This is a genomic window from Pseudomonas sp. FBF18 (assembly GCF_024261405.1).
Lineage (GTDB): Bacteria > Pseudomonadota > Gammaproteobacteria > Pseudomonadales > Pseudomonadaceae > Aquipseudomonas > Aquipseudomonas palmensis.
The window spans coordinates 179,211-203,730 of sequence record NZ_QKRS01000003.1 but is presented as its reverse complement, the minus strand read 5'-3'; the positions used below and the strand labels follow the sequence as shown (position 1 = coordinate 203,730).

The following is a 24,520-nucleotide window of genomic DNA, read 5'->3' as shown; positions in this document are numbered from 1 at the left end:
GGGCCTCTTCGCCGGCAAGGCCGGTTCCTACAAACGCCGCCGTACCTGTAGGAGCCGGCCTTGCCGGCGAACGGCTTGCCCCATTGCTGCACCATGCCTGCCCCCGCTGCACCGCCTGAAGGCAAAAACACCCCTCACAACCGCATCAAACCCAGCAAAACCCCAGGTTCCATTGCCCCAGGCCAACTTGGCACACCCCCTGCATATACCTAAGCACCACCCAGTTTTGGGGACCTTGGTACAGGCAGGCCGGGGAATCCCCTCTTTTATTCGTGCAGTTTCACCTGCACCCTCCAGCGGCCCTGCACCGGCTCGCCGGCCCAGTCGCCGCGCAGCGGCCGGGCCGCCACCAGGCTCAGCAACAGGCCCTGGTCGCTGTTCTGCAGGCGCCAGCTCACGGGCTTGCCCGCCAACTGCAACTGACCCTTCTGGCTCCGCCCACTGGCCTGGAACACCAACGCCAGCGTGCCCTCGACCTCCTCGCCATGCAGTTGCGGCTCTTCGTTGAACCACAGGTTCAGGCCATCGACCACCACCTCCACCCGCTCCAGTACCCGTGGTTCAGGCGCGGTGAGGCGGCCGATCATCAGGCCCACCAGCATGCCGAACAGGGCCATGGAGAACAGCACCCGCGGCCACAGTTTCGAACGCGGGTCCGGTTCGGGGGTAGAATGCTCGTCATCTTTATGCTCGGAGCCGTGCATGTTTCACGTCATCCTTTTTCAACCGGAAATTCCACCGAATACCGGCAACATTATACGGCTGTGCGCCAACAGCGGCTGCCAGCTGCACCTGATCGACCCGATCGGCTTCGAACTGGACGACAAGCGCCTGCGCCGTGCGGGCCTGGATTACCACGAGTACGCCACCCTCAAGCGCCACAGCGACCTGCCCAGCTGCCTCGAGAGCCTGGGCAACCCGCGCCTGTTCGCCTTCACCACCAAGGGCTCGCGGCCGTTTCACGACGTGGCCTTCGCTCCCGGCGACGCCTTTCTGTTCGGCCCCGAAAGCCGTGGCCTGCCGCCCGAGGTGCTCGACCCGCTGGGCAGCGACCAGCGCCTGCGCCTGCCCATGCGTGAAGGCTGCCGCAGCCTGAACCTGTCCAACACCGTGGCCGTGGCGGTGTACGAAGCCTGGCGCCAGCAAGGTTTTGCCTGAGGCATGAAAAAAGCGCCCCGAAGGGCGCTTTCAACGTACCGCAGTCAGCTTACTGCAGCGAAGGCGCTTCGCCTGCTTCCTGCATGCGCTGCATCTCTTGCGCGTACAGGGCATCGAAGTTCACCGGCGACAGCATCAGGGCCGGGAACGAACCACGGGTCACCAGGTTGTCCAGCGCTTCACGCGCATACGGGAATAGGATGTTCGGGCAGAACGCGCCCAGGGTGTGGCTCATCGAAGCCGGGTCGAGGTTCTTGATCAGGAAGATACCCGCCTGCTGAACTTCGGCGATGAAGGCAACCTCCTCACCGTTCTTGACCGTGACCGACAGGGTCAGCACGACCTCGTGGAAGTCGCCTTCCAGGCCTTTCTGCTTGGTGTTCAGGTCCAGCGCGACGCTCGGTTCCCACTGCTGGCGGAAGATCGCCGGGCTTTTCGGCGCTTCGAACGACAGGTCACGCACATAGATGCGCTGCAGGGAGAATTGCGGGGAGCTTTCGTCGGCTGCCGCAGCGCCGTTGTTCTGTTCTTCAGTCATGACAGATCCTTCTTTGCAGGGTCTTGTAGGGAATTCAGGCCTTGAGCAGCGCGTCGAGCTTGCCGGCGCGCTCAAGGGCAAACAGGTCGTCGCAACCGCCGACGTGGGTGCTGCCGATCCAGATCTGCGGCACCGAGGTGCGGCCGGCCTTCTGGCTCATCTCTGCGCGCAGCTGGGGCTTGCCATCGACCTTGATCTCTTCGAAGGCCACACCTTTGCTGGACAGCAGCTGCTTGGCACGCGAGCAGTAAGGGCAGTAGTCGCTGGAGTAGACGATGACGTTGCTCATGTCACTTCACCAGCGGCAGGTTGTCGGCCTTCCAGCTCGACACGCCGCCCGACAGCTTGGCGGCGTTGAAGCCGGCCTTGAGCAGGTCGCGGCATACGGCGCCGGCATGCTGGCCCAGGTTGTCGACCACGATCAGGGTCTTGGTCGCCTTGTGCTTTTCCAGCTCGCCGATACGCGCGGCGAACTTGTCCTGCGGGATGTTCAGCGCGCCGACGATGTGCCCGGCGGAGAACTCCTTGCTGGCACGGATATCGATGACCAGGCCCTTGTCGGCGTTGACCAGCGCGGTCAGTTCGCCGTTGCTCAGGCTGCGGCCGCCCTTGCGCGCTTCGGTGACGATCAGCAGGACCAGCAGAACGACGAAGATACCAACCAGCAGATAGTGAGATGTCGCGAATTCGATCAGGTGAGCAACCATCAGAGGGTTCCGGGCCGTTAAAAATGATGGGCAGTATACACAGCACCCAAGGCCGGCCAAAGCCCACCGGCACTGGTTGTCGACAGTAATTCTCATTGCCGGGCTGCTACCCGTCGGGCGGCAATGGCGGGCGCGCAAGGTTAATTCGTCACTGCTGACCAATTTGCCCTAAAATGCGTGTCTTTATCACCTGACAAAAGCGCGAGTGGGATAGATGACTAGCACGCCAAAACCCTTGGTCCTGATCATCCTGGATGGTTTCGGTCACAGCGAAAGCCACGAATACAACGCCATCTATTCGGCCACCACGCCGGTTTACGACCGCCTGCGCGCCACCCAGCCGCACGGCCTGATCTCGGGCTCGGGCATGGACGTGGGCCTGCCCGACGGGCAGATGGGCAACTCCGAAGTCGGCCACATGAACCTGGGTGCCGGGCGCGTGGTGTACCAGGATTTCACCCGCGTGACCAAGGCCATCAAGGATGGCGAGTTCTTCCAGAACCCGGTGCTGTGCGACGCCGTGGACAAGGCTGCCGGTGCCGGCAAGGCCGTGCACATCCTCGGCCTGCTGTCCGATGGTGGCGTGCACAGCCACCAGGACCACCTGGTGGCCATGGCCGAACTGGCCGCGCAACGTGGCGCCGAGAAGATCTACCTGCACGCCTTCCTCGACGGCCGCGACACCCCGCCCAAGAGCGCACAGTCTTCCATCGAACTGCTCGACGCCACCTTCGCCCGCCTGGGCAAGGGCCGCATCGCCAGCCTCATCGGCCGTTACTTCGCGATGGACCGCGACAACCGCTGGGACCGCGTCAGCGCCGCCTACAACCTGATCGTCGACAGCACCGCCGAATTCAGCGCCAGCACCGCCACCGCCGGCCTTGAAGCCGCCTATGCACGCGGCGAGAGCGACGAGTTCGTCAAGGCCACCCGCGTGGGCGAGGCCGTCAGGGTCGAGGACGGCGACGCGGTGATCTTCATGAACTTTCGCGCCGACCGCGCCCGCGAGCTGTCGCGGGTATTCGTCGAGCCGGACTTCAACGAGTTCCCGCGCGCACGCCTGCCCAAACTGGCCGCCTACATCGGCCTGACCCAGTACTCGGCCAAGATCGCCGCCCCGGCGGCGTTCGCCCCAGGCAGCCTGAACAACGTACTGGGCGAGTACCTGGCCAAGAAGGGCAAGACCCAGCTGCGCATCGCCGAAACCGAAAAGTACGCCCACGTCACCTTCTTCTTCTCCGGCGGGCGCGAAGAACCGTTCGAAGGCGAAGAGCGCATCCTGATCCCGTCGCCGAAGGTCGCCACCTACGACCTGCAGCCGGAAATGAGCGCGCCGGAGGTCACCGACCGCATCGTCGAGGCCATCGAACAGCAGCGCTATGACGTAATCGTGGTCAACTACGCCAACGGCGACATGGTCGGCCACAGCGGCGTGTTCGACGCTGCGGTCAAGGCCGTGGAGGCCCTGGACCTGTGCGTGGGCCGCATCGTCGAGGCCCTCGACAAGGTGGGTGGCGAAGCGCTGATCACCGCCGACCACGGCAACGTCGAGCAGATGGAAGACGCGTGCACCGGCCAGGCCCACACCGCCCACACCACCGAGCCGGTGCCGTTCATCTATGTCGGCAAGCGCAACCTCAAGGTGCGTGAAGGCGGCGTGCTGGCGGACGTGGCGCCGACCATGCTCAAGCTGCTGGGCCTGGAAAAACCGGCCGAAATGACCGGTACTTCGATTCTCGTAGACGTCTGAACGGCACGCCCCACGCTGCACGGTTCAAGCTGCAGGAGCCAGCGCCACGTGCGCTGCGCCTCTTGCGGCGTGCAGCTTGAAACAGGCAGCTGAATCGCATCCCGCTTGAAGGTCGTTTTTTTTGATCGCCATGGCGGGCATACTAGGCCAGTCTCCATCCTGGGTTCCGCCTACTCCATGCTTCGCGCACTTATCCTCATAGCCCTGACCTGCCTGTTCGGCCCGGCATTCGCCGACGAGCGCGCGCAAACCCAGCAGCAACTGGACGCCACGCGCCAGGACATTGCCGAGCTGAAAAAGCTGCTTGGCCAGTTGCAGCAGGAAAAGTCCGGCGTGCAGAAAGACCTGCGCGGCACCGAAACCGAAATCGGCAAGCTGCAAAAGCAGGTGGAGGCCCTGCAGCAGGAACTAAAAAAGACTGAAGGCGAGCTGGAGCGCCTCGACAAAGAGAAAAAAAAACTCCAGAGCGCCCGCGTTGAACAGCAACGCCTGATCGCCATCCAGGCCCGTTCGGCCTACCAGAACGGTCGTGAGGAATACCTCAAGCTGCTGCTCAACCAGCAGAACCCCGAGAAGTTCGCGCGCACCCTCACCTATTACGACTACCTGAGCCAGGCCCGCCTGGAGCAGCTGCGCAGCTTCAACGAGACCCTGCGCCAGCTGGCCAATGTGGAAAAGGACATCGCCCTGCAGCAGGCCCAGTTGCTGGCCCAGCAAGGCACCCTCGAAACCCAGCGCCAGGACCTGGAAAAGGTCCGCGCCGAGCGCCAGCAGGTGCTGGCCAAGCTCAACAGCGACGTCAAGGCACGCGACCAGAAGCTGGCCGCCCGCGAACAGGACCAGGCCGACCTCGCCCAGGTGCTCAAGACCATCGAGCAGACCCTGGCACGCCAGGCGCGCGAAGCCGAAGAGGCGCGTCAGCGCGCCCTGCTGGCCGCCCAGGAAGCCGAGAAGCAGCGTCAGCGCGAAGCCCTGGCCGCCAACCAGGACGCCACCCCGAAAAAGCCCAGGGCAGTGCCCGGGCCGCTGGTTTCCAGCGACGGCGCCACCTTCGGCGGCGCTTTTTCTGCAGCACGGGGCAAACTTCCATGGCCGGTCAATGGTCGATTGCTGGCACGTTTTGGTGAAACCCGCGGCGACGACTCGCGAGCCAAGTGGGACGGGGTGATGATCAGCGCCTCCGCCGGCAGCCAGGTACATGCGGTGCATGGCGGGCGCGTGGTGTTCGCCGACTGGTTGCGCGGCGCCGGACTTCTGGTCATTCTCGACCATGGCAACGGCTACCTGAGCCTGTACGGGCACAACCAGAGCCTGCTCAAGAATGCCGGCGACGTGGTCAAGTCGGGCGAGGCGATCTCCACCGTCGGCAACAGCGGCGGCCAGGACACCGCCGCCCTGTACTTCGCGATTCGCCAGCAAGGCCGCCCGAGCGACCCGACACAATGGTGCCGTGCCCAGGGATAGGGGCACATCGTTCATTTCACGCTAGCCCCGCCAACCGGTGCCAGCGACGCTCCCCCGGGGGCAAAACCAGGATCAGGAGTTCGTTCGACATGCTGCATACGCCTCGCCTTACCTCGCTGGCCCTGACCATTGCCCTGGTCATCGGCGCGCCACTGGCCCACGCGGCCGAGCCTGCCAAGCCAGCCACGGTGGCACCGACCACGGTCACTGCCCAGGCGCCGCTGCCGCTGGAAGAGCTGCGCACCTTCGCCGAGGTGATGGACCGCATCAAGGCCGCCTATGTCGAGCCGGTGGACGACAAGACCCTGCTCGAAAACGCCATCAAGGGCATGCTCAGCAACCTCGACCCGCATTCCGCCTACCTGGGCCCGGAAGACTTCCAGGAGCTGCAGGAGAGCACCAGCGGCGAGTTCGGCGGCCTGGGCATCGAAGTGGGCATGGAGGACGGCTTCGTCAAGGTGGTATCGCCCATCGACGACACCCCGGCCTCGCGTGCCGGCATCGAGGCGGGCGACCTGATCGTCAAGATCGACGGCCAGCCGACCCGCGGCCAGACCATGACCGAGGCGGTCGACAAGATGCGCGGCAAGATCGGCCAGAAGATCACCCTGACCCTGGTGCGCGACGGCGGCACGCCGTTCGACGTGACCCTGGCCCGCGCGGTCATCCAGGTCAAGAGCGTCAAGTCGCAGCTGCTCGAGGACGGCTACGGCTATATCCGCATCACCCAGTTCCAGGTCAAGACCGGCGAAGAGGTCGGCAAGGCCCTGGCCAAGCTGCGCAAGGACAACGGCAAGAAACTGCGCGGCCTGGTGCTGGACCTGCGCAATAACCCCGGTGGTGTGCTGCAGGCCGCCGTCGAAGTGGCCGACCACTTCCTGACCAAGGGCCTGATCGTGTACACCAAGGGCCGCATCGCCAACTCCGAACTGCGCTTCTCGGCCGACCCGGCCGATGCCAGCGAAGGCGTGCCGCTGGTGGTGCTGATCAACGGCGGCAGCGCCTCGGCCTCCGAGATTGTCGCCGGCGCCCTGCAGGACCAGAAGCGCGGCGTGCTGATGGGCACCGACAGTTTCGGCAAGGGCTCGGTGCAGACCGTGCTGCCGCTGAACAACGACCGCGCCCTGAAGATTACCACCGCGCTGTACTACACCCCCAACGGCCGCTCGATCCAGGCCCAGGGCATCGTGCCGGACATCGAGGTGCGCCGCGCCAAGATCACCAGCGAGCAGGACAACGACAACTTCAAGGAAGCCGACCTGCAAGGTCACCTGGGCAACGGCAACGGCGGCGCCGACCGGCCTTCGGGCAAGGCCGCGAGCAAGAAGGACCGTCCGCAGGACGACGACTTCCAGCTCAGCCAGGCGCTGAACCTGCTCAAGGGCCTGAGCATCACCAGCGGCAAGTGATGCGCTATCTGCTGTTCGCCCTGCTCTGCCTGGCCGGTACCGCACACGCGGCACCGGCCAAGGCCTACCTCACGCTGATCATCGACGACCTGGGGCAGAGCCCTGCGCGAGATGCGCGCACCCTGGCCCTGCCCGGCCCGGTCACCCTCGCGATCATGCCCGATACCCCGCACGCCACCGCGTTCGCCCGCCAGGCGCACAAGGCCGGCAAGACGGTGATCCTGCACATGCCCATGGACCCGGCCACCGGCCCCTACGCCTGGCACCCGGATACCCCGCTGCCGGAGCTGGAACAACGCCTGGGCGCAGCCCTGGCCAAGGTGCCCTATGCCAGCGGCATCAACAACCACATGGGCAGCCGCATGACTGCACAGCCGCTGCCCATGGCCTGGCTGATGGGCGAGTTGCAGCGCCGCCATCTGTTCTTTGTCGACAGCCGCACCAGCGCCGCCACGGTCGCTGCGGCCAAGGCACAGGAACAGGGGCTGGCAAGCCTGTCGCGGGATGTGTTCCTGGATGACGTGCGCACCCCCGAGGCGATTGCCGGGCAACTGCGCATCGCCGTGGAGCTGGCGCGCCGGCAGGGCTCGGCCGTGCTGATCGGCCACCCCTACCCGCAAACCCTGGAGGTGCTCGAACGCGAGCTGCCTCGCCTGAAGGCGCAGGGCATCGAGTGGGTCGAGATCCACCAGATGATTGCCCTGCGCAGTAACCAGGCGATGGCGGCCCACGGTGCCGGCGGGCGCTATCGCGCCAGCGCCGGCGGCCAGTGAGGCGCCTACGCCAGGGGGCGTAGCGGAAACCAGCCCTTGATGAAGGCCGGGGTGAGGTCGGCGCGCCAGATCACGCCCATCTTGCCGGTGGTTTTCGCCTCTTCGAGCAGGTCGGCATAGCCTTTGGTGCGTTGCGCCTCCAGTTTGATGTGGCCCTTGCTGAACGCTGCCGTGGGCGTGTCCAGGGCAGGATAGTGCAGGTGCACGTACCATTTGTCGCCGCCCGCCACACGCACTTCGTACTCGTCGATGAAGTCGCCGGCCGCCAGGGCCTTGCGCGGCGCCTTGAATTCGATGTGCAGTTGCTTGCGCTCCCACAGATACAGCAGGTTGCGCGCGGTGGGCTTCTGCGCCTTGCACATGCTCAGGCGCAGGGCATCGGCTGCGTCCCTGAGCCCCTGGGCCTCCTGGCGCAGCTGGGCAACGGTGGCCTGCTCGGTATCGGGCAGGCCGCTGTGGCGCTCGAAGTCATCCGCCACGCGGATCAGCCGATCGGCCAGGATGGTCAGCGGGAACACGATATCCCCCGGTTGATGCCCGCTGCCGGACAACCCCTGCTGCTTGGCCTTGAGCGGGGCGACCTGATCGAGCACCTGGCGCGCCTCGCTGCGCAGGGCCTTGCGCGGCTTGAGGCCGACCGGCGTGGCGGGCAGTACGGTCTTGATCGGGTTCCAGTCATCGCCGCCGTGCTCGCGGTAGGACGCCACGATGCGGTGGTTGGCATCCTCGATATCCACGATCGGCACCGGCTCGCCGGGCGATGGCGCCCGTACCCGCCCCACCACCACCCGGCGGGTACGCGTGACGATCACCTTGCGCTTGCGCGTCGGCCGGGGCGTCGTGCTGGTGGCCGGCACCGTGACCAGGCTGTCCAGTTCTGCCCTGGCGCTGGCATCGAGCTCGTCGAGGGTCTGCACGAACGCCGCCAGATAGTCCTTGCCGGGCACCGGCGCGAACAGGTCGCCCACATACTGGGCAACCGCCTTGGCCCGCGAGTAGCAGTGCGAGGCCTCGCGCAGCACCTGGATGCGCTCCTGGGGCGTGAACTCCTGGGCATCGATGCCCAGCTGCTCATGCGAAAGCACCCCGGCGACGATGTCCGGGTCCAGCAGCAAGTCCTTGTAGAACGGGCGCTGGGTGGCGTCCGCGATACGCGTGTCCAGGCTCATGTAGCCGAGGATTTCCAGGTAGGCCGTGCGGATGCGCTGGGCGCTGAACACCTTGAGCTCTTCACGCTTGGCCTCGCCATAGCGGATGATCTCGTCGGCCGTGGCCTTGACCGCCGGCTCGCGGCGAACCTCCTCGACCAGGGCGCTGCAGGCCTCGGCCTGCTCCAGGGCCAGCAGGTGGAACGTCTCGTTCTGCGTGTTGGCCTCCAGCAACGCGGAAAACGGCTGTGCGGTATCACCCAGGGTGACCTGGAACGCATTCTCGATCCAGGCATCGTGCAACGAGATCTTGAACTGCTTGCTGTGGTACTGGGCCTGCAACTGCAGGCGCGCCTGGAAGTTCATCCTGAAGTTCAGGTTCAGCGCCTTGCTGTAGTCGGCCGCAGTGATATGGCCGTAGAAATCCGCCAGTTTCAGGGTTTCGCGGGCTTCGAGGGTGGTGCGCAGCAGGTCCTTGGCCACCTCGATGAAGGCGTCCTGCTCGACCTTGAGTGCCTGCTCGGCCACTTGCGCACGCGTGCGTGCCTGCTTCATCGCTACCAGCCGGGTCGCCGTGCGATCGAGCTGGTACTCGCGCTGGGCCTTGAACATCGGGTCGAGCAAGGCGTTGAGCTCGTTGACCTTGGGGGTCATGGCCACAATGCGCCTGAGGCAATCCTGCTGCGCCGACTCCAGCGTGGCGTTGAGCTGCTGAAGCTGCAGCCTGTTCTGCGCCTTCTTCTCCTGCAGGCTCATGCGCTTTTTCGGCCCGCCCCCGCGCAGCCCCAGGCGCAGGTCCAGTTGCCAGCTGCCTTCGCTGCTGCGCCGCAGCCACGGGCCACGGCGGCTGCTGTCGAGGGGGTCGACGATGCAGAAGCGCCCCTCCACCTCCAGCACGCGGTACCAGCGGTCATCGAGTTTTACATGCGCTTGCCCGTCGATCAGCGCCAGGCCGCGGCGCTCCCCCGTCTCGATCAGGCCGGTCGGCTCCTGGCCGGGCATGACCTGCATCGGGCGCAGGAACGCACGCAGCTCGGGCGCCGCTTCGTTGCGCATGCCGCTCCAGGAGAAGTCCATGGCTGTCGGCAACGCACCGGCACTGCGCAGTTGCGGACCCAGGGGTTGCTGCACCGGTACCAGCACGCCGGTCATTGGCAGCTCGCCGCGCACCGGCAACGTTTGCTGCAGCATCGAGGGCTGCACCTTGATCGGCGTCGCGCGCGCCATGCCGACCTCCCCGGCCCCGTGCATGAACACCGTGCTCAGGTTGAACAGCAGGTCGACCACGGCCTGGGCGCGCGTGGTGTCATCCCCCTCGCGCAGCGCCTTGAAGTCGCTGTCCAGGCTGCTGACCAGTTGCACCAGCCATCCGGCGACAGCTGTCGGCCCACGCAGGTAAGGCAGCGCGATATTGAACAGCAGCCAGCCCGCCTCCTTGAAGCGCAGCCAGCGATCTTCGGCGTTGGATACCGATTGCCGGTCACCCAGGGTGATCAGCGCATCCACCGTACTGGTGTAGAAATGCGCCAGCAGGTCACCGGTCAGCGCAGCGCCGCCAAGACGCGGCACGTTCGCCCCCGGCACAGCCACCGGTTCATCCACCGTGATACCCAGGTGAGGGTTGGCAAAGCCGCCATTGGCATAGATGCGCCGGGCGTCCCGTCCCATCCAGCTCAGCACGCTGGCTTGCAGCTCGGGCTCCTCGAGGGCCTTGAACAATGCAGCCTCGCTGGCAAATTCGCGCAGCAGGGGCTCGAACAGCGGTCGGTACAGCACCCGCTCGGGCCTGCCGGGCAGGGCGAACACGAACATGTTGTCGACCTCGTCAGGGCTGGCCCCTTCGCCACTGAGGAAGGTCAGCGGGCGCACCTCGACCCGGTCGGTCTGGTCGGTGCTCATGGCGTAGTCCACGCAGCGCAGGCCCTGGCGGGTGAAGCCCTGCTCGCCCCTGATCCGGTATTCCAGCGCCAGCAATGGCAGTTGTGCGCGCAGCGTGTCGGCGAACAGCTGCCGACGCTCGTCGGCCTGGCGTGCATCGGTGCGCATGGCCTGTTCGATCACTGCCAGGTAGTTGGCCCCGACATCCACGGCGGTGATGAGTGTCATCACATACTCGGCGCTCAGCCATGCGGCGATCTCGTCGCCATCGGCATGGGCAATGCTCATCGGGCCCTTGGGCAGGCCGGACAGGTTTTCCAGCGCGGCATCCACCAGCAGCAGCCTGACCGTCTCGACGAAGCCGAAGCCACCCTGGCCATAGGGCACCTGGAAGGTCAGCACCAGCTTGTAGGGGTCGTAGGTCGGCCCGCCCGGTTGATCTGCCGCCATGCGCTCGCCTAGCGCCTTGGCGGCATAGTCGCGCAGGGTCGGGATACCGTGGTCATAGGCCTTGCCGGCATTGTGCTGGTGCGCCAGCGCCATGCTCAGCCATTGCATGCGGTAGTCCAGGTAATCGGCCCCCGAAGCCTGCTTGAGCCATGCCGGCAGCTGGCCAAGCACCTGGGTGTCGGCAGGCGTCGGCACGAATGCCCGGTTGCCGGCCAGGCGCGCAGCCACATCGGACACCGTGGCAAACAACCCCTCGAGCTCAGTCACCGACTGCCCGCCCAGGCGCAGCGCCTGCACGTCGCGCAGTTGCTGATCGAGCAACGCCTCGGCCTGGACCCTGAACGGATTGCCTTCGACCTCCAGCAACTGCCACTGCAGCCCGACCAGCCGATAGGCGCCTTCGAGTTCGTCGGTCAACGCCTCGCCGAACGCCTTCAGCGAGGCGTGGGCGCTGACCTGACCTGCGGGCGTACAACGCAGCACCTGCTCGCCGCGGACCAACACCAGATCGCTGAGCAGCATCTGCGTGCTGGTCAGGCTGGCGTCGAGCTGCAGTTGCACCAGGTACACCCGCACGGCCTGCTCGCCCTGGGCCTGACGCAGCGACCAGCGTGGCCATTGCAGCACCTGGCCCAGCATCCCGGCCCAGGCCTGTTTGCCGCCGGCGTGTGGCACCAGGGCCTGGGCCAGGGTTCTGGCCAGCCAGCTCAGGCGCGGAACGCCTTCACTGCCCCTGGCCTGCCAGTAGTTCATCAGGGCCCGCTGGAACTCGGCCACGATGCCGTCGGCAAACACCTTGATCATTTCGCGCAGGGTGTCCGCATCAAGTGCATGGCCCTGCAGCTTGAGTTTCACCGCGTCGGCCTGGCCCAGAAAACCGGACAAGCCCCCCGCATGCATCTGCAACGGCTCCCAGGTGCACAGGTTGTCCAGTGCAGCGTCCACCAGCGGGCGTACCTGATAGAACTGCGCGCTGCTGTCGGGCACGTACAAACGCAGCGCCTCCACATTGGCGGACAGCCCGGGGAAGTACTCGCGCAGCAAGCGCTCCAGCAGCGTGGCGCTGGTGCTGCGCAGGGTCGGGCGGCTGGCGAACTGCTCGGCCACCATGGCGGCGAGGGCATTGTCGGGTTCGGGGGTGGGCAGGTCTTGCAGGATATGCAGTGGCATCTAACACCTTCCATGAGTGATCGGGCTGTGCAATTCACAGCGACGATCCATCACAGCAGCCCGGTGCATGGCCGCGGCACTACATAGTTAGGCGCTTACAGGTAGCGGGCGAAGGTGGCGTCGACGAAGCCTTCGTCGCGCAACTGGTCCAGGCTGTGCTGGAGCTTTTCCACCACCGCATCGGGTACCTGGCGGTTGAGTGCCAGGTACAGCTGGGCGCCGTTGAAGCGCAGCACGGTCTTGAGCTGGGTGATGCCGATCTGGCGGGCCAGGTAGCGCCCGGCGGGGTCGCCGGTGGCCCACAGGTCGATCTGGCCTTCGAGCAGCTTGCGCGCGTTGTCCTGGTCGCGCAGCACGGTGATCGGCTTGAGCCCCTTGCTGCTCAGGTGCTGGGCGATGGCATCGCCTTTATAGGCACCGATCCGGTAGCCGCGCGCGTCGCCGAGGTGTTCGAGGGTGATGGGGCTGTCGGGGCGGGCCAGCAGAATCCAGTCGTCGGGGCCCAGCGGCCCGACCCACTTGAAGAGCTTTTCGCGGTCGGGTTGGCGGGCCATCACGAACACACCGTGATTGGGGCTGTTCAGGGCCTGCTGGTACACGCGTTCCCACGGGAAGCGCAGGGTCATGCTGTAGGGGATGGCGGCGCGTTTGAACATCTCGCGAACCAGGTCGGCGGCGATGCCCTGGATCTTGTCTTCGCGGGCGAAGTTCTTGCCGTCGCTGGCCATGTTGTAGGGCGGGAAGTTTTCGGTGAGCAGCACCATCGGGTCCGCGGCGCGGACGGTGGCAGCGAGGGAGAAGAGGCTGACGAGCACGACGAGCAAGCGTGTGAACATAGGATGGACCCGATTCCCTGGCGATGTGCCTGCATTACCTTAACAGCAAATGCTTCGCCGGCAAGGCCGGCTCCTACAGGTTCGCTGCAGTGTAGGAGCCGGCCTTGCCGGCGAATGCGGCCGCTCAGCGCACGCAGATGCCGCGCTGCGCCATGTAGGCCTTGGCTTCAGGCACTGTGTACTCGCCGAAGTGGAAGATGCTGGCCGCCAGCACTGCGCTGGCATGCCCTTCCAGGATGCCGTCGGCCAGGTGCTGCAGGTTGCCCACACCACCGGAGGCGATCACCGGAATGCCCAGCGCGTCGCTGATGGCGCGGGTCACGCCCAGGTCGAAGCCGCTCTTCATGCCGTCCTGGTCCATGCTGGTGAGCAGGATCTCGCCCGCGCCCAGGCCTTCCATCTTCTTCGCCCACTCCACCGCATCCAGCCCGGTAGGCTTGCGCCCACCGTGGGTGAAGATCTCCCAGCGCGGGGTTTCGCCCGGGCCGGAGACCTTCTTGGCATCGATGGCAACCACGATGCACTGCGAGCCGAAATGCTGCGCGGCCTCGCCCACGAACTCGGGGTTGAACACCGCTGCGGTGTTGATCGAGACCTTGTCGGCACCGGCGTTGAGCAGGTTGCGGATATCCTGCACAGTGCGCACGCCACCGCCCACGGTCAGCGGAATGAACACCTGGCTGGCCATGCGCTCGACGGTATGCAACGTGGTGTCGCGGCCATCGACGCTGGCAGTGATGTCGAGGAAGGTGATCTCGTCGGCACCCTGCTCATCGTAGCGACGGGCGATTTCCACCGGGTCGCCGGCATCACGGATGTTCTCGAACTTGACGCCCTTGACCACTCGACCGTTGTCGACGTCCAGGCAAGGGATGATGCGTTTGGCCAGCGCCATGCCGTTCTCCTCAGCCTTTGTAGCTGTCGCAGAAGGCTTGCGCCTCGGCCACATCCAGCGTGCCTTCGTAGATCGCACGGCCGGTGATGGCGCCGATGATCCCCGGTGCCCTGGCGTCGAGCAGGGCCTTGATGTCACCCAGGTTGTGGATGCCACCGGAGGCGATCACCGGGATCTTGGTGGCGGCAGCCAAAGCGGCGGTGAACGGCACGTTGCAGCCTTGCATCATGCCGTCCTTGGCGATGTCGGTGTAGACGATCGCCGAGACGCCATCGGCCTCGAAACGCTTGGCCAGGTCGATGACCTGCACCGAGCTGACCTCGGCCCAGCCGTCGGTGGCCACGAAGCCGTCCTTGGCGTCCAGGCCCACGATCACCTTGCCGGGGAACGCACGGCAGGCTTCGGCCACGAACTCGGGTTGCTTGACCGCCTTGGTGCCGATGATCACGTAGCTGACGCCGGCCTTGACGTAGTGCTCGATGGTTTCCAGCGAGCGGATGCCGCCGCCGATCTGGATCGGCAGGTTCGGGTAGCGCTTGGCAATGGCAGTCACCACCTCGCCGTTGACCGGCTGGCCTTCGAAGGCACCGTTCAGGTCGACCAGGTGCAGGCGGCGGCAGCCACCGTCGACCCATTTGGCGGCCATGCTCACCGGGTCATCGGAAAATACCGTGGAATCTTCCATGCGGCCTTGGCGCAAACGTACGCAAGCACCGTCCTTGAGATCGATAGCGGGAATAATCAGCATCTGGGGAACCTGTCTATTCGGTAAACAGTGAGCTCGGGAAGTCAGTTCTTCTCGAGCGACCACAAGTCGCTTTCAATGCTTTCGAACCTCTCTTTGAGGTGCGCCTGCACATCGAAAATCGCCCTGTTGTAGTAATGCGGTGCAATCTCCTGGCTGAACAGCTCCAGCACTTCAGCCACCTCGAACGAACCCAGCTCAAGCTCGAAGCGGTCTTCGAGAAAACGCTTGAGCTTGGCCAGCGCCTCGCGCTCTTCTTCAGGCGCGAGGGTGAGGATCGGCCGCTTGGCGCGGGACTTGCCCATTACCGGCGACCATTCCAGCCGGCGAAGTTCTGCAGCAGCTGCAGGCCATGGGTATGGCTCTTCTCCGGGTGGAACTGCACGGCAAAGCGCGAGCCGTCGGCCAGCGCGGCGGCAAAGTCGACGCCATAGTGACCACTGCCCGCCACCTGCGCCGCGTTGGCGGCGGTGATGTAGTAGCTGTGCACGAAGTAGAAGCGCGCACGGTCGGGGATGTCGTGCCACAGCGGGTGGTCGATGGCCTGGGACACTTCGTTCCAGCCCATGTGCGGCACCTTAAGGTGCTCGCCGTCCTCGTGCAGGCCCTTGCCGAAGAAGCGCACATTGCCCGGGAACAGGCCGATGCAATCGACGCCGTCGTTCTCTTCGCTGTGGTCGAGCAGGGCCTGCATGCCCACGCAGATGCCGAGGAAGGGGCGGTCCTGGCTGACTTCACGCACCAGGCTGTCGAAGCCCAGGCGGCGAATCTCGGCCATGCAGTCGCGGATCGCGCCCACACCCGGGAACACCACGCGGTCGGCCTCGCGGATCACCGCAGCATCGCTGGTGATCAGCACCTTGCCGGCGCCCACGTGCTCCAGGGCCTTGGCCACCGAGTGCAGGTTGCCCATGCCGTAGTCGATAACGGCTACCGTCTGCATTACAGGCAGCCCTTGGTCGACGGCATCTGGCCGGCCATGCGTTCGTCCAGCTCGATGGCCATGCGCAGTGCGCGGCCGAAGGCCTTGAACACGGTCTCGATCTGGTGGTGGGTGTTGTGCCCGCGCAGGTTGTCGATGTGCAGCGAGACGTTGGCGTGGTTGACGAAGCCCTGGAAGAATTCCTGGAACAGGTCGACGTCGAAACCGCCCACGGTGGCGCGGGTGAAGGGCACGTGCATCTCCAGGCCCGGGCGGCCGGAGAAGTCGATGACCACGCGCGACAGCGCCTCGTCCAGCGGCACGTAGGCATGGCCGTAGCGACGGATGCCCTTCTTGTCGCCGATGGCCTGGTTGAATGCCTGGCCCAGGGTGATACCGACGTCTTCGACGGTATGGTGATCGTCGATGTGCAGGTCGCCCTTGCACTCGATGTCCAGATCGATCAGCCCATGTCGGGCGATCTGGTCGAGCATGTGTTCGAGGAAAGGCACACCGATATCGAATCGGGCCTTGCCGCTGCCATCCAGGTTAATCGAGGCCTTGATCTGGGTTTCCAGAGTATTGCGCTCGACGCTAGCCGTACGTTCGACCATCACCAGCTCCGCAAAATCATTGGGCGAAAAAGGTGTCCATTATAGGCCTAGATACGCGTGGCTTGGAACGAAGAAGACAGTTGGCGGGGAATTTGCGTCAGCAGTACCGGCCTCATCGCGGGTCAAGCCCGCTCCCACACGGTCAGCAGAGATCCTTGTAGGAGCGGGCTTGACCCGCGATGCCTTTAATGGAACAGCACCGCAGTCTTCTGCAGGGTCACCCACACCCCCCACGCCAGCGGAATGCCCACCACCAGCCACGCGGCAATCACCAGCGGCCGGCTGCCCGGCGCGGCCTTCCACTCCAGCACGGTGCTGCCATTGGCGCCCTTGTCGTGCCCCAGCGCCTGTTCGGCCGCCAGTTGCGCATCGGTCATGAAGTACTTGTCGGCCACCGGCCGCACCAGCGCGTTGCACAAAAAGCCCAGCGCCAGCAGCCCGGCCAGGATGTACAGGGTCATGTCATACGCCGCCGCCCGCTCCACGCCCATCTCCAGCTGATACTCGCGCAGGTAGGTGATCAGCACCGGGCCCAGCACCCCGGCTGCCGCCCAGGCGGTCAGCAGGCGACCGTGAATGGCGCCCACCATCTGCGTGCCGAACAGATCGGCCAGGTACGCCGGCACCGTGGCGAAGCCGCCACCGTACATCGACAGGATGATGCAGAACGCCGCCACGAACAGCGCGATGTTGCCCAGGTGGCCCATGTTCGGGATCAGCGCATACAGCGCCACGCCCAGGGCGAAGAAGGCAAAATAGGTGTTCTTGCGCCCGATGTAGTCGGAGAACGAGGCCCAGAAGAAACGCCCGCCGATGTTGAACAGGCTCAGCAACCCGGTGAAGCCCGCGGCAATGGCGGCAATCTGCGCCAGTTGCGTGGCATCCAGCTGGCTGAAGCTCAGGTCGTTGCCCAGTAGCTTGCCGGCGAACACTTCCTGCAGCAGCGGCGAGGCCATGCCCAGAATGCCGATGCCGGCCGACACGTTAAGGCACAGCACCAGCCAGATCAGCGCGAACTGCGGCGTCTTCCACGCCACGCTGACGTGCACGTGGCGGTGGGTGATCATCGCGTTGCCGGCCTTTTTCTGCGGCGCGCTCCAGCCTTCGGGCTTCCAGCCGGTGGGCGGCACGCGGTAGGCCAGGGCGCCGCCGAGCATGAACACGAAGTAGATCAGCGCCATCACCACGAAGCTCTGCCACACGCCCACCCCGTCAGGGCCGGCGAAGTGGCTCATCAGCGCCGCCGCCAGTGGCGCACCGACCATGGCGCCACCGCCAAAGCCCATGATCGCCATGCCGGTGGCCATGCCGCGCTTGTCCGGGAACCACTTGATCAGCGTCGATACCGGCGAAATGTAGCCCAGCCCCAGGCCGATACCGCCGATCACACCACTGCCCAGCCACATCAGCCACAGCTGGTGGGTGTACACCCCCAGCGCCGACATCAGCAGGCCACCGCACCAGCACAGGGTCGAGACCACCCCGGCCTTGCGCGGCCCGGCATGCTCCAGCCAGCCGCCCCAGATGGCCGCCGAACAACCGAGGAACACGAAGAACAGCGTGTAGATCCAGCTCAGCATCGAGATCGGCCAGTCGCACTCGGCGGTGAACAGGCGCGCCACGAAGCTCATCTCCGGCGCACACGCCACCGGCGCACTGATACCGATGGCCTGCGACAGCGGCAGCCAGAACACCGAAAAGCCATAGGCCATGCCGATGCATAGGTGAATGGCCAGGGCCGCCGGTGGCACCAGCCAGCGGTTGAAACCGGCCCTGGCGACAATGCGTTCCTTGGACAGGAAGCCGGGCGTACTGGCGATGCCGCCCACCGTAGTGCTGCTCATTGTTGTTCCCCTCGTGATATGGATGCTCCACCGACCAGGCCTGCTGCCTGCGACTTTGGCTGCCAGGGGCAGCACGTCGTTTATCTGGCAACCGGCCCTTTGACGCGACAATCGGCCGCAACGGGACCGTGGAGGCGCGAGAGAGTACCATTCGCCGCACTCGCTGAAATTAGGCTGATACTGTGGTTTTTGCGAAAACTGATACCCCCGTGTCAGGAACTGCCCCGCCGGTTGCTGTCCAAACCCGGGTCGCGCCGCGCCCGCGCGCCCTGCACGGGGCTATACTCTGCGGCTGAATTTTACAATCGGACTACAAGGACTCGCCCATGAAAGCGTTCGGCAAAATCCTGGGGCTGGTGATACTCGGGTTGTTGCTGATCATTGTGGCGCTGGGCTTTGCCCTGACCCACCTCTTCGATCCCAACGACTACAAAGACGAGATCCGCCAGCTGGCACGCGACAAGGCCCACGTCGAGCTGACGCTCAACGGCGACATCGGCTGGAGCCTGTTCCCGTGGCTGGGGCTGGAACTGCACGAGGCGAGCATCGCCACGCTCAACAATCCCAAGGTGCCATTCGCCGACCTGCAGATGCTCGGCCTGTCAGTGCGTGTACTGCCGCTGCTGCGCCGTGAAGTGCAGATGAGCGACGTGCGCGTCGAGGGCCTTAACCTGACCCTGGCCCGCGACGAGCACGGCCACGGCAACTGGGAAGACATCGGCAAGCCGCTGCCGGCCGCCACCCCGGCTGCACCGGCCGAAGGCAGCGCCGGCACACCCGCCCCAGGCGAGGCCCCGGCCAAGCCGGCCGCCGCCGAGCGCCCGGTCAAGCTGGACATCGACAGCCTCACCGTGAACAACGCCAAGGTGCAGTACAGCGATGCGCAAAGCGGCCAGAGTTTCAGCGCCGAGAGCATCCAGCTGAGCACCGGCGCGGTTCACGAAGGGGTCAACATTCCGCTGACCATGACCGCCTTCTTCAGCGCTGGCCAGCCGGCCCTGCGCGCCCGCACCGAGCTCAAGGGCGAGCTGCGCTTCGACCGTGCGCTCAAGCGCTATCAGTTCGAAGACATGAAGCTCAGTGGCGAAGCCTCCGGCGAGCCGCTGCAGGGCAAGACCATGACCTTCGCCGCCCAGGGCCAGTTGCTGGTGGACATGGCCGCGAACGTCGCCGAATGGAACGGCCTGAAGCTGTCGGCCAACCAGCTGCGCGCCCTGGGCGAGCTGAACGTGCGTGACCTGAACAGCACGCCCAAGCTCACCGGCGGCCTGTCCATCGCCCAGCTCGACCTGCGCACGTTCCTCGACAGCGTCGGCGTGGCAGTGCCACCGATGGCCGATGCCGCCACCCTGGGCAAGTTCGAGCTGGTCAGCCGCCTGGAAGGCAGCCCCACCCGCCTGGCCCTGGAAGACCTGGCAGTGAAGCTCGACGACAGCACCTTCACCGGCCGCCTGGCGGTGGATGACTTCGCCAAGCAGGCCCTGCGCGTGCAGCTAAAAGCCGACACGTTCAATGCCGACCGCTACCTGCCGGCCAAGAGCGAGGCCGCCACCGGCGCCAAGGCCGCGCGCCAGGCCGAGGTGCAGCAGAACGAAGCCGGCGCGCTGGCAGGAGCCGGCACCACACCGCTGCCGGACGCACCCACCAAGACCGCCTGGAGCACCGACAAGCTGCTGCCGGTGGACCGCCTGCGCGTACTCGACCTGCAGGCAGACCTGAGCTTCGGCGTGCTCACCCTTGAACAGCTGCCTATCCAGAACGCCGTGCTCAAGGCCCGTGGCCAGGGCGGCCTGATCACCCTGGACACCCTGCAGGGCGGCCTCTACAACGGCGACTTCGCTACCAAGGGCACCCTCGACGTGCGCCCTGCGGTACCGCAGATCGGCCTGAGTACCCAGGTCAACCGCGTACCGGTGGAGCACTTCATCAAGAGCCAGACCGACACCCCGCCGGTCAAGGGCCTGCTGACCCTGAGCAGCAACCTGACCGGCAGCGGCAACAGCCAGAAGGCGCTGATCGACACCCTCAATGGCAACGCCAGCTTCGTCATCAACAACGGTGTGCTGGTCAATGCCAACCTCGAGCAGCAGCTGTGCCAGGGCATCGCCACCCTCAACCGCAAGGCCCTGAGCGGCGAACCACGCGGCAAGGACACCCCGTTCCAGGAACTCAAGGGCAGCCTGGTGCTGCGCAACGGCGTGGCCAGCAACCCGGACCTGAAGGTGCGCATCCCGGGCCTGACCGTCAACGGCCACGGCGACCTCGACCTGCGCGTGCTGGGCATGGACTACCGCGTGGGCGTGATTGTCGAGGGCGACAAGCGCGACATGCCCGACCCGGCCTGCCAGGTCAACGAGCGCTACGTAGGGCTGGAGTTCCCGCTGCGCTGCCGTGGCCCGCTGGAGCTGGGTGCCAAGGCCTGCCGCGTGGACAAGGATGGCCTGGGCAAGCTGGCCGGCAAGGCGCTGGGCAACAAGCTGCAGGAAAAGCTCAACGAAAAGCTGGGTGACAAGGTCAGTCCCGAACTCAAAGACGCACTCAAGGGCCTGTTCAAACGATGAATCCCGAGCAGTTTTCCAGCGCCGTGCTGGAATGGTACGACCGTAACGGCCGCCACGACCTGCCCTGGCAACAGGGCATCACCCCGTACCGGGTGTGGGTGTCGGAGATCATGCTGCAACAGACCCAGGTGAGCACCGTGCTCAACTACTTCGGGCGCTTCATGCAAGCCCTGCCCAGCGTCGAGGCCCTGGCCGCGGCGCCGGAGGACGAGGTGCTGCACCTATGGACCGGGCTGGGCTACTACACCCGCGCGCGCAACCTGCAGAAGACCGCGAAGATCGTGGTGGAGCAGTACGCCGGCCAATTCCCGCGCGATGTCGAGAAGCTCACCGAGCTGCCCGGCATCGGCCTGTCCACTGCCGGGGCAATCGCCAGCATCAGCATGGGCCTGCGTGCGCCGATCCTGGACGGCAACGTCAAGCGCGTGCTGGCCCGCTACACCGCGCAGGAAGGCTACCCGGGCGAGCCCAAGGTGGCCAAGGCGCTGTGGGCCAACGCCGAGCGCTTTACCCCCCACAGCCGGGTCAACCACTACACCCAGGCGATGATGGACCTGGGCGCCACCCTGTGCACGCGCAGCAAGCCCAGTTGCCTGCTGTGCCCGCTGGAGCGCGGCTGCGAGGCGCACATGCTCGGCCAGGAGATCCGCTACCCGATCCCCAAGCCGCGCAAGACCCTGCCCCAGCGCAGCACACTGATGCCGCTGCTGGCCAACAACGAGGGCGCCATCCTGCTGTACCGGCGCCCGTCCAGCGGCCTGTGGGGCGGTTTGTGGAGCCTGCCGGAGCTGGACAGCCTCGACGACCTGCAACACCTGGCCGAGCAGCACGGGGTGAACCTGGGCGAGCCCGTGGCGCTGGACAGCCTGACCCACACCTTCAGCCACTTCCAGCTGGCGATCCAACCCTGGCTGGTGCCGGTGGCCCCCCAGGGTGACCACGTGGCCGAGGCCGACTGGCTCTGGTATAACCTCGCCACCCCGCCGCGCCTGGGCCTTGCTGCCCCGGTCAAGAAACTGCTCAAACGCGCGGCCCACGTATTGAATGCAGGAGAGTCGTCATGACCCGCACCGTAATGTGCCGCAAATACAAAGAAGAGCTGCCTGGCCTGGAGCGCCCGCCGTATCCCGGCGCCAAGGGCCAGGACATTTTCGAGCATATCTCGCAGAAGGCCTGGGCCGACTGGCAGAAGGAACAGACCATGCTGATCAACGAGAAGCGCCTGAACATGATGAACGCCGAGGACCGCAAGTACCTCCAGGGCGAGATGGACAAGTTCTTCTCCGGCGAAGAATACGAGAAGGCCGAAGGCTACGTGCCGCCTGCCGAATAACCCCGGAAATTCGTAAGCGACGGAATTAATTTAATAAATTTTCAAAAAGTCGTTGACGCAAATCCGAAAAACGCTTTTAATGCGCCCCGTTGCCCAGATAGCTCAGTCGGTAGAGCAGGGGATTGAAAATCCCCGTGTCGGCGGTTCGATTCCGTCTCTGGGCACCACTAATACCGAAAAGCCCCAAGCGAAGTGATTCCTTGGGGTTTTTTATTGCCTGCGATTTGGTGCTCGCCAGGTCGTCACCTTCGCCGGCCAGGCCGGCGCCTACCAGGGTTCATGGATGAAAAGGCTTGTGATGACGGCGCTTGCGCTGGTGTGCCTGAACGGTTGCGTCGGTTTCAAGTCCGCCTCGCCCCAGACCCGCGTCGAAAAGACTGACACCTACCGCCAGTTGCTCGGCCGTGATATCACCCCGCACATCACCCGCACCGAACGTTCCGAAGCCACCCGGGAATGGTGCGGCATCAGCCTGTGGCTGGTGGTGCTGCCCGTGCCGCTGAAGCTGCCGGTGTGCTCGACCTACACCGAAGCCGCGTTCGGCCACGACAGGTTCGGCGACGAGCGCGTGCTGATGTACACCACCCACAGCGTCGACAAGAACCCCTACCTCAATGCCTGCGGCCCGTTCATGTTCCTGGCGCCGATCATGCACGGCTATGAAGGCAATGCGCTGTGCGGGCGGCTGCCCTAGCGGCACGCCCCTGCTGCACGCGGCGACACAGGCTTGGGTTTGCCGAGGGAGTGAGGTTCAATAGCGCCACGCATCACCTTCTTTCAAGGATTACCCGCAATGGCTTCCAGCAGCAAACAGCAAAAACGCGCCAAGCGCGCCGCCAGCAAGGCCCGCGAGAACCGCATGGTACGCAGCGGCCAGGCGGTCAAGAGCAGCGGCGAGAGCGCCAGCGCCAGCGTCGAGCAGGTGTTCACCAAGGCCATGGAATCGGGCAGCTACACCGCGCTGTTCGAGAAGATGAAACAGGCCCAGGACACCGGCCTGGCCTCGATGATTGCCGTGTTCCTGGTCGACCCGCTGCTGGCCCTGGTGCTCAAGGGGCACAAGGAAGAACACTCCACCGATTACATCTGCAAGGTGTTCTGCGCCTACCGCCACTGGCTGGACGGCACCGAAGAGGCCCAAGCGATGCAGTGGCTGGAGAGCGACGAGTTCCAGGACGCCTATGTGCAGGCCTCGGAGATCGTCTCCAAGCAGAAGAAATTCGGTTGAGCAACGACCCGGGCTGCGCCGCAGCCCAGGGCCGGCAAAACCCCCGGATGCTGTGCAACCGGTCAAAAACGGCTTTCCAGCATCGGCCAAAACTGGCACCATCGCGCCTTTTTTCATCACGGCTACGGCCCGTGGAAATGGGGCGCGCGGTCATCCGCGCGACAGTCCGCTGCATCGATGCGACACCCACCTGCCCACAGGCCCTTCGCCCCGCCCGCCGTTGTTGGCTGTCGTTCGAGCGCTATGCTAGCGTTGCGCCTCGCCAGGAAGGCCGACAACAGCAGGCACGCACCAGAACTCAAGAGGACCGCACATGGCCCAGGCCACGCCCGCGCTGGAAATCCGCAACCTGCACAAGCGCTACGGCGCGCAGGAGATTCTCAAGGGCATTTCGCTGACCGCCCGCGACGGCGACGTGATTTCGATCCTGGGATCGTCCGGTTCCGGCAAGTCCACCTTGCTGCGCTGCATCAACCTGCTGGAAAACCCCCACGAAGGCCAGATCCTGGTCGCCGGTGAAGAGCTCAGGCTCAAGGCCGGCAAGAACGGCGAACTGGTCGCCGCCGACAACAGGCAGATCAACCGCCTGCGCAGCGAGATCGGCTTCGTGTTCCAGAACTTCAACCTGTGGCCGCACATGAGCGTGCTCGACAACATCATCGAGGCGCCGCGCCGCGTGCTCGGCCAGAGCAAGGCCGAGGCCATCGAGCACGCCGAGGCGCTGCTGGACAAGGTCGGCATCCACAACAAGCGCCACAGCTACCCGGCCGAACTCTCCGGCGGCCAGCAGCAGCGTGCCGCCATTGCGCGCACCCTGGCGATGAAGCCCAAGGTCATTCTGTTCGACGAGCCCACCTCGGCGCTGGACCCGGAAATGGTCCAGGAAGTGCTCAACGTGATCCGCGCGCTGGCCGAAGAAGGCCGTACCATGCTACTGGTTACCCATGAAATGAGCTTCGCCCGGCAGGTGTCCAGTGAAGTCATCTTCCTGCACCAGGGCCTGGTGGAAGAGCAAGGATCGCCGCAGCAGGTTTTCGAAAACCCGAACTCGGCGCGTTGTAAACAATTCATGTCCAGCAACCGCTAACGGAGCAACA

At 65.2% G+C, this 24,520-nt stretch carries 23 protein-coding genes and 1 tRNA gene; 12 read left to right on the top strand and 12 right to left on the bottom strand.

What is annotated here, in order from left to right; translation table 11 throughout:
• Positions 1 to 266: 266 nt before the first annotated feature.
• Positions 267 to 704: a hypothetical protein gene (locus DN387_RS06915; protein WP_054915784.1), complete on the bottom strand. Its 438-nt coding sequence runs from the start codon at positions 702 to 704 to the stop codon at positions 267 to 269.
• Between DN387_RS06915 and DN387_RS06910 the strand changes: the two genes are divergently transcribed.
• Positions 703 to 1,158, top strand: coding sequence for a tRNA (cytidine(34)-2'-O)-methyltransferase (locus tag DN387_RS06910; protein ID WP_043862196.1), 456 nt, complete (start codon positions 703 to 705; stop codon positions 1,156 to 1,158). The genes DN387_RS06915 and DN387_RS06910 overlap by 2 nt on opposite strands.
• Positions 1,159 to 1,207: 49 nt before the next feature.
• On the opposite strand, the gene secB is transcribed toward DN387_RS06910, so the two are convergent.
• The 3 genes from secB to DN387_RS06895 are packed head-to-tail and all read right to left on the bottom strand — an operon-like array spanning position 1,208 to position 2,403.
• Complete coding sequence (secB, locus tag DN387_RS06905; protein WP_043862197.1) at positions 1,208 to 1,696, bottom strand: protein-export chaperone SecB; 489 nt, start codon at positions 1,694 to 1,696, stop codon at positions 1,208 to 1,210.
• A 34-nt stretch (positions 1,697 to 1,730) separates the two neighbouring features.
• Positions 1,731 to 1,985 (bottom strand): glutaredoxin 3, encoded by a 255-nt coding sequence (grxC, locus tag DN387_RS06900; protein ID WP_043862198.1) that lies wholly within the window; start codon positions 1,983 to 1,985, stop codon positions 1,731 to 1,733.
• A 1-nt stretch (position 1,986) separates the two neighbouring features.
• Entirely contained in the window at positions 1,987 to 2,403 is a 417-nt protein-coding gene (locus tag DN387_RS06895) for a rhodanese-like domain-containing protein (protein WP_043862199.1), read from the bottom strand.
• Between the two features lie 214 nt (positions 2,404 to 2,617).
• Between DN387_RS06895 and gpmI the strand changes: the two genes are divergently transcribed.
• From gpmI to DN387_RS06875, 4 genes are all read left to right on the top strand, one after another.
• Positions 2,618 to 4,153, top strand: coding sequence for a 2,3-bisphosphoglycerate-independent phosphoglycerate mutase (gene gpmI, locus DN387_RS06890; RefSeq protein ID WP_043862200.1), 1,536 nt, complete (start codon positions 2,618 to 2,620; stop codon positions 4,151 to 4,153).
• Positions 4,154 to 4,330: 177 nt separating this feature from the next.
• Complete coding sequence (locus DN387_RS06885; protein ID WP_043862201.1) at positions 4,331 to 5,617, top strand: murein hydrolase activator EnvC; 1,287 nt, start codon at positions 4,331 to 4,333, stop codon at positions 5,615 to 5,617.
• Between the two features lie 89 nt (positions 5,618 to 5,706).
• Positions 5,707 to 7,026 (top strand): S41 family peptidase, encoded by a 1,320-nt coding sequence (locus DN387_RS06880; protein WP_043862202.1) that lies wholly within the window; start codon positions 5,707 to 5,709, stop codon positions 7,024 to 7,026.
• Positions 7,026 to 7,799, top strand: coding sequence for a divergent polysaccharide deacetylase family protein (locus DN387_RS06875; protein ID WP_043862203.1), 774 nt, complete (start codon positions 7,026 to 7,028; stop codon positions 7,797 to 7,799). Before DN387_RS06880 ends, DN387_RS06875 begins: the two co-directional genes overlap by 1 nt.
• Before the next feature lie 5 nt (positions 7,800 to 7,804).
• Here DN387_RS06875 and DN387_RS06870 read toward each other — a convergent pair whose 3' ends face one another.
• The 8 genes from DN387_RS06870 to DN387_RS06835 form a co-directional block, all read right to left on the bottom strand.
• A complete protein-coding gene (locus DN387_RS06870) occupies positions 7,805 to 12,445 on the bottom strand; it encodes a hypothetical protein (protein ID WP_054915785.1) in 4,641 nt (1,546 codons plus the stop codon).
• Between the two features lie 95 nt (positions 12,446 to 12,540).
• Positions 12,541 to 13,281 (bottom strand): ABC transporter substrate-binding protein, encoded by a 741-nt coding sequence (locus tag DN387_RS06865; RefSeq protein WP_054915786.1) that lies wholly within the window; start codon positions 13,279 to 13,281, stop codon positions 12,541 to 12,543.
• Positions 13,282 to 13,405: 124 nt separating this feature from the next.
• On the bottom strand, positions 13,406 to 14,176 hold the full coding sequence (hisF, locus tag DN387_RS06860) for an imidazole glycerol phosphate synthase subunit HisF (protein ID WP_043862206.1): 771 nt from the start codon (positions 14,174 to 14,176) through the stop codon (positions 13,406 to 13,408).
• A gap of 10 nt (positions 14,177 to 14,186) precedes the next feature.
• Positions 14,187 to 14,924, bottom strand: coding sequence for a 1-(5-phosphoribosyl)-5-[(5-phosphoribosylamino)methylideneamino]imidazole-4-carboxamide isomerase (gene hisA, locus DN387_RS06855; protein WP_043862207.1), 738 nt, complete (start codon positions 14,922 to 14,924; stop codon positions 14,187 to 14,189).
• Between the two features lie 41 nt (positions 14,925 to 14,965).
• Positions 14,966 to 15,226 carry a DUF2164 domain-containing protein gene (locus tag DN387_RS06850; protein ID WP_043862208.1) on the bottom strand — a complete coding sequence of 87 codons (261 nt, stop codon included), beginning with the start codon at positions 15,224 to 15,226 and terminating at the stop codon, positions 14,966 to 14,968.
• Positions 15,226 to 15,864 (bottom strand): imidazole glycerol phosphate synthase subunit HisH, encoded by a 639-nt coding sequence (gene hisH / locus DN387_RS06845; protein WP_054915787.1) that lies wholly within the window; start codon positions 15,862 to 15,864, stop codon positions 15,226 to 15,228. The genes DN387_RS06850 and hisH overlap by 1 nt, the downstream gene beginning before the upstream one ends.
• Positions 15,864 to 16,457, bottom strand: coding sequence for an imidazoleglycerol-phosphate dehydratase HisB (hisB, locus tag DN387_RS06840; RefSeq protein ID WP_043862210.1), 594 nt, complete (start codon positions 16,455 to 16,457; stop codon positions 15,864 to 15,866). Before hisB ends, hisH begins: the two co-directional genes overlap by 1 nt.
• Positions 16,458 to 16,642: 185 nt before the next feature.
• Entirely contained in the window at positions 16,643 to 18,301 is a 1,659-nt protein-coding gene (locus DN387_RS06835; RefSeq protein WP_054915788.1) for an OFA family MFS transporter, read from the bottom strand.
• A 326-nt stretch (positions 18,302 to 18,627) separates the two neighbouring features.
• Here DN387_RS06835 and DN387_RS06830 point away from each other — a divergent pair, with 326 nt between their 5' ends.
• From DN387_RS06830 to DN387_RS06800, 7 genes are all read left to right on the top strand, one after another.
• Positions 18,628 to 20,862, top strand: a complete 2,235-nt coding sequence (locus DN387_RS06830) for an AsmA family protein (protein ID WP_054915789.1) — start codon at positions 18,628 to 18,630, stop codon at positions 20,860 to 20,862.
• On the top strand, positions 20,859 to 21,926 hold the full coding sequence (gene mutY / locus DN387_RS06825) for an A/G-specific adenine glycosylase (RefSeq protein WP_043862213.1): 1,068 nt from the start codon (positions 20,859 to 20,861) through the stop codon (positions 21,924 to 21,926). The genes DN387_RS06830 and mutY overlap by 4 nt, the downstream gene beginning before the upstream one ends.
• Positions 21,923 to 22,195 carry an oxidative damage protection protein gene (locus tag DN387_RS06820; RefSeq protein WP_043862214.1) on the top strand — a complete coding sequence of 91 codons (273 nt, stop codon included), beginning with the start codon at positions 21,923 to 21,925 and terminating at the stop codon, positions 22,193 to 22,195. Before mutY ends, DN387_RS06820 begins: the two co-directional genes overlap by 4 nt.
• A 91-nt stretch (positions 22,196 to 22,286) precedes the next feature.
• Positions 22,287 to 22,362 (top strand) — tRNA-Phe (locus DN387_RS06815).
• A gap of 116 nt (positions 22,363 to 22,478) precedes the next feature.
• Entirely contained in the window at positions 22,479 to 22,889 is a 411-nt protein-coding gene (locus DN387_RS06810) for a hypothetical protein (RefSeq protein WP_054915790.1), read from the top strand.
• Positions 22,890 to 22,988: 99 nt separating this feature from the next.
• The gene (locus DN387_RS06805; RefSeq protein WP_043862216.1) at positions 22,989 to 23,423 is read left to right on the top strand and encodes a hypothetical protein; all 435 of its coding nucleotides are present in this window, start codon (positions 22,989 to 22,991) and stop codon (positions 23,421 to 23,423) included.
• 313 nt (positions 23,424 to 23,736) lie between these two features.
• On the top strand, positions 23,737 to 24,510 hold the full coding sequence (locus tag DN387_RS06800; protein ID WP_054915791.1) for an ABC transporter ATP-binding protein: 774 nt from the start codon (positions 23,737 to 23,739) through the stop codon (positions 24,508 to 24,510).
• Positions 24,511 to 24,520 lie beyond the last annotated feature (10 nt).

Coding starts and splice junctions, on each gene's coding strand:
- hisB (WP_043862210.1), bottom strand. CDS start 16,457: ATGGTCGAACGTACGGCTAGCGTCGAGCGCAATACTCTGGAAACCCAG.
- DN387_RS06895 (WP_043862199.1), bottom strand. CDS start 2,403: ATGGTTGCTCACCTGATCGAATTCGCGACATCTCACTATCTGCTGGTT.
- secB (WP_043862197.1), bottom strand. CDS start 1,696: ATGACTGAAGAACAGAACAACGGCGCTGCGGCAGCCGACGAAAGCTCC.
- DN387_RS06830 (WP_054915789.1), top strand. CDS start 18,628: ATGAAAGCGTTCGGCAAAATCCTGGGGCTGGTGATACTCGGGTTGTTG.
- DN387_RS06885 (WP_043862201.1), top strand. CDS start 4,331: ATGCTTCGCGCACTTATCCTCATAGCCCTGACCTGCCTGTTCGGCCCG.
- DN387_RS06810 (WP_054915790.1), top strand. CDS start 22,479: ATGAAAAGGCTTGTGATGACGGCGCTTGCGCTGGTGTGCCTGAACGGT.
- DN387_RS06820 (WP_043862214.1), top strand. CDS start 21,923: ATGACCCGCACCGTAATGTGCCGCAAATACAAAGAAGAGCTGCCTGGC.
- DN387_RS06870 (WP_054915785.1), bottom strand. CDS start 12,445: ATGCCACTGCATATCCTGCAAGACCTGCCCACCCCCGAACCCGACAAT.
- hisA (WP_043862207.1), bottom strand. CDS start 14,924: ATGCTGATTATTCCCGCTATCGATCTCAAGGACGGTGCTTGCGTACGT.
- DN387_RS06910 (WP_043862196.1), top strand. CDS start 703: ATGTTTCACGTCATCCTTTTTCAACCGGAAATTCCACCGAATACCGGC.
- DN387_RS06800 (WP_054915791.1), top strand. CDS start 23,737: ATGGCCCAGGCCACGCCCGCGCTGGAAATCCGCAACCTGCACAAGCGC.
- hisH (WP_054915787.1), bottom strand. CDS start 15,864: ATGCAGACGGTAGCCGTTATCGACTACGGCATGGGCAACCTGCACTCG.
- DN387_RS06875 (WP_043862203.1), top strand. CDS start 7,026: ATGCGCTATCTGCTGTTCGCCCTGCTCTGCCTGGCCGGTACCGCACAC.
- gpmI (WP_043862200.1), top strand. CDS start 2,618: ATGACTAGCACGCCAAAACCCTTGGTCCTGATCATCCTGGATGGTTTC.
- DN387_RS06850 (WP_043862208.1), bottom strand. CDS start 15,226: ATGGGCAAGTCCCGCGCCAAGCGGCCGATCCTCACCCTCGCGCCTGAA.
- grxC (WP_043862198.1), bottom strand. CDS start 1,985: ATGAGCAACGTCATCGTCTACTCCAGCGACTACTGCCCTTACTGCTCG.
- hisF (WP_043862206.1), bottom strand. CDS start 14,176: ATGGCGCTGGCCAAACGCATCATCCCTTGCCTGGACGTCGACAACGGT.
- DN387_RS06915 (WP_054915784.1), bottom strand. CDS start 704: ATGCACGGCTCCGAGCATAAAGATGACGAGCATTCTACCCCCGAACCG.
- DN387_RS06865 (WP_054915786.1), bottom strand. CDS start 13,281: ATGTTCACACGCTTGCTCGTCGTGCTCGTCAGCCTCTTCTCCCTCGCT.
- DN387_RS06805 (WP_043862216.1), top strand. CDS start 22,989: ATGGCTTCCAGCAGCAAACAGCAAAAACGCGCCAAGCGCGCCGCCAGC.
- mutY (WP_043862213.1), top strand. CDS start 20,859: ATGAATCCCGAGCAGTTTTCCAGCGCCGTGCTGGAATGGTACGACCGT.
- DN387_RS06880 (WP_043862202.1), top strand. CDS start 5,707: ATGCTGCATACGCCTCGCCTTACCTCGCTGGCCCTGACCATTGCCCTG.
- DN387_RS06835 (WP_054915788.1), bottom strand. CDS start 18,301: ATGAGCAGCACTACGGTGGGCGGCATCGCCAGTACGCCCGGCTTCCTG.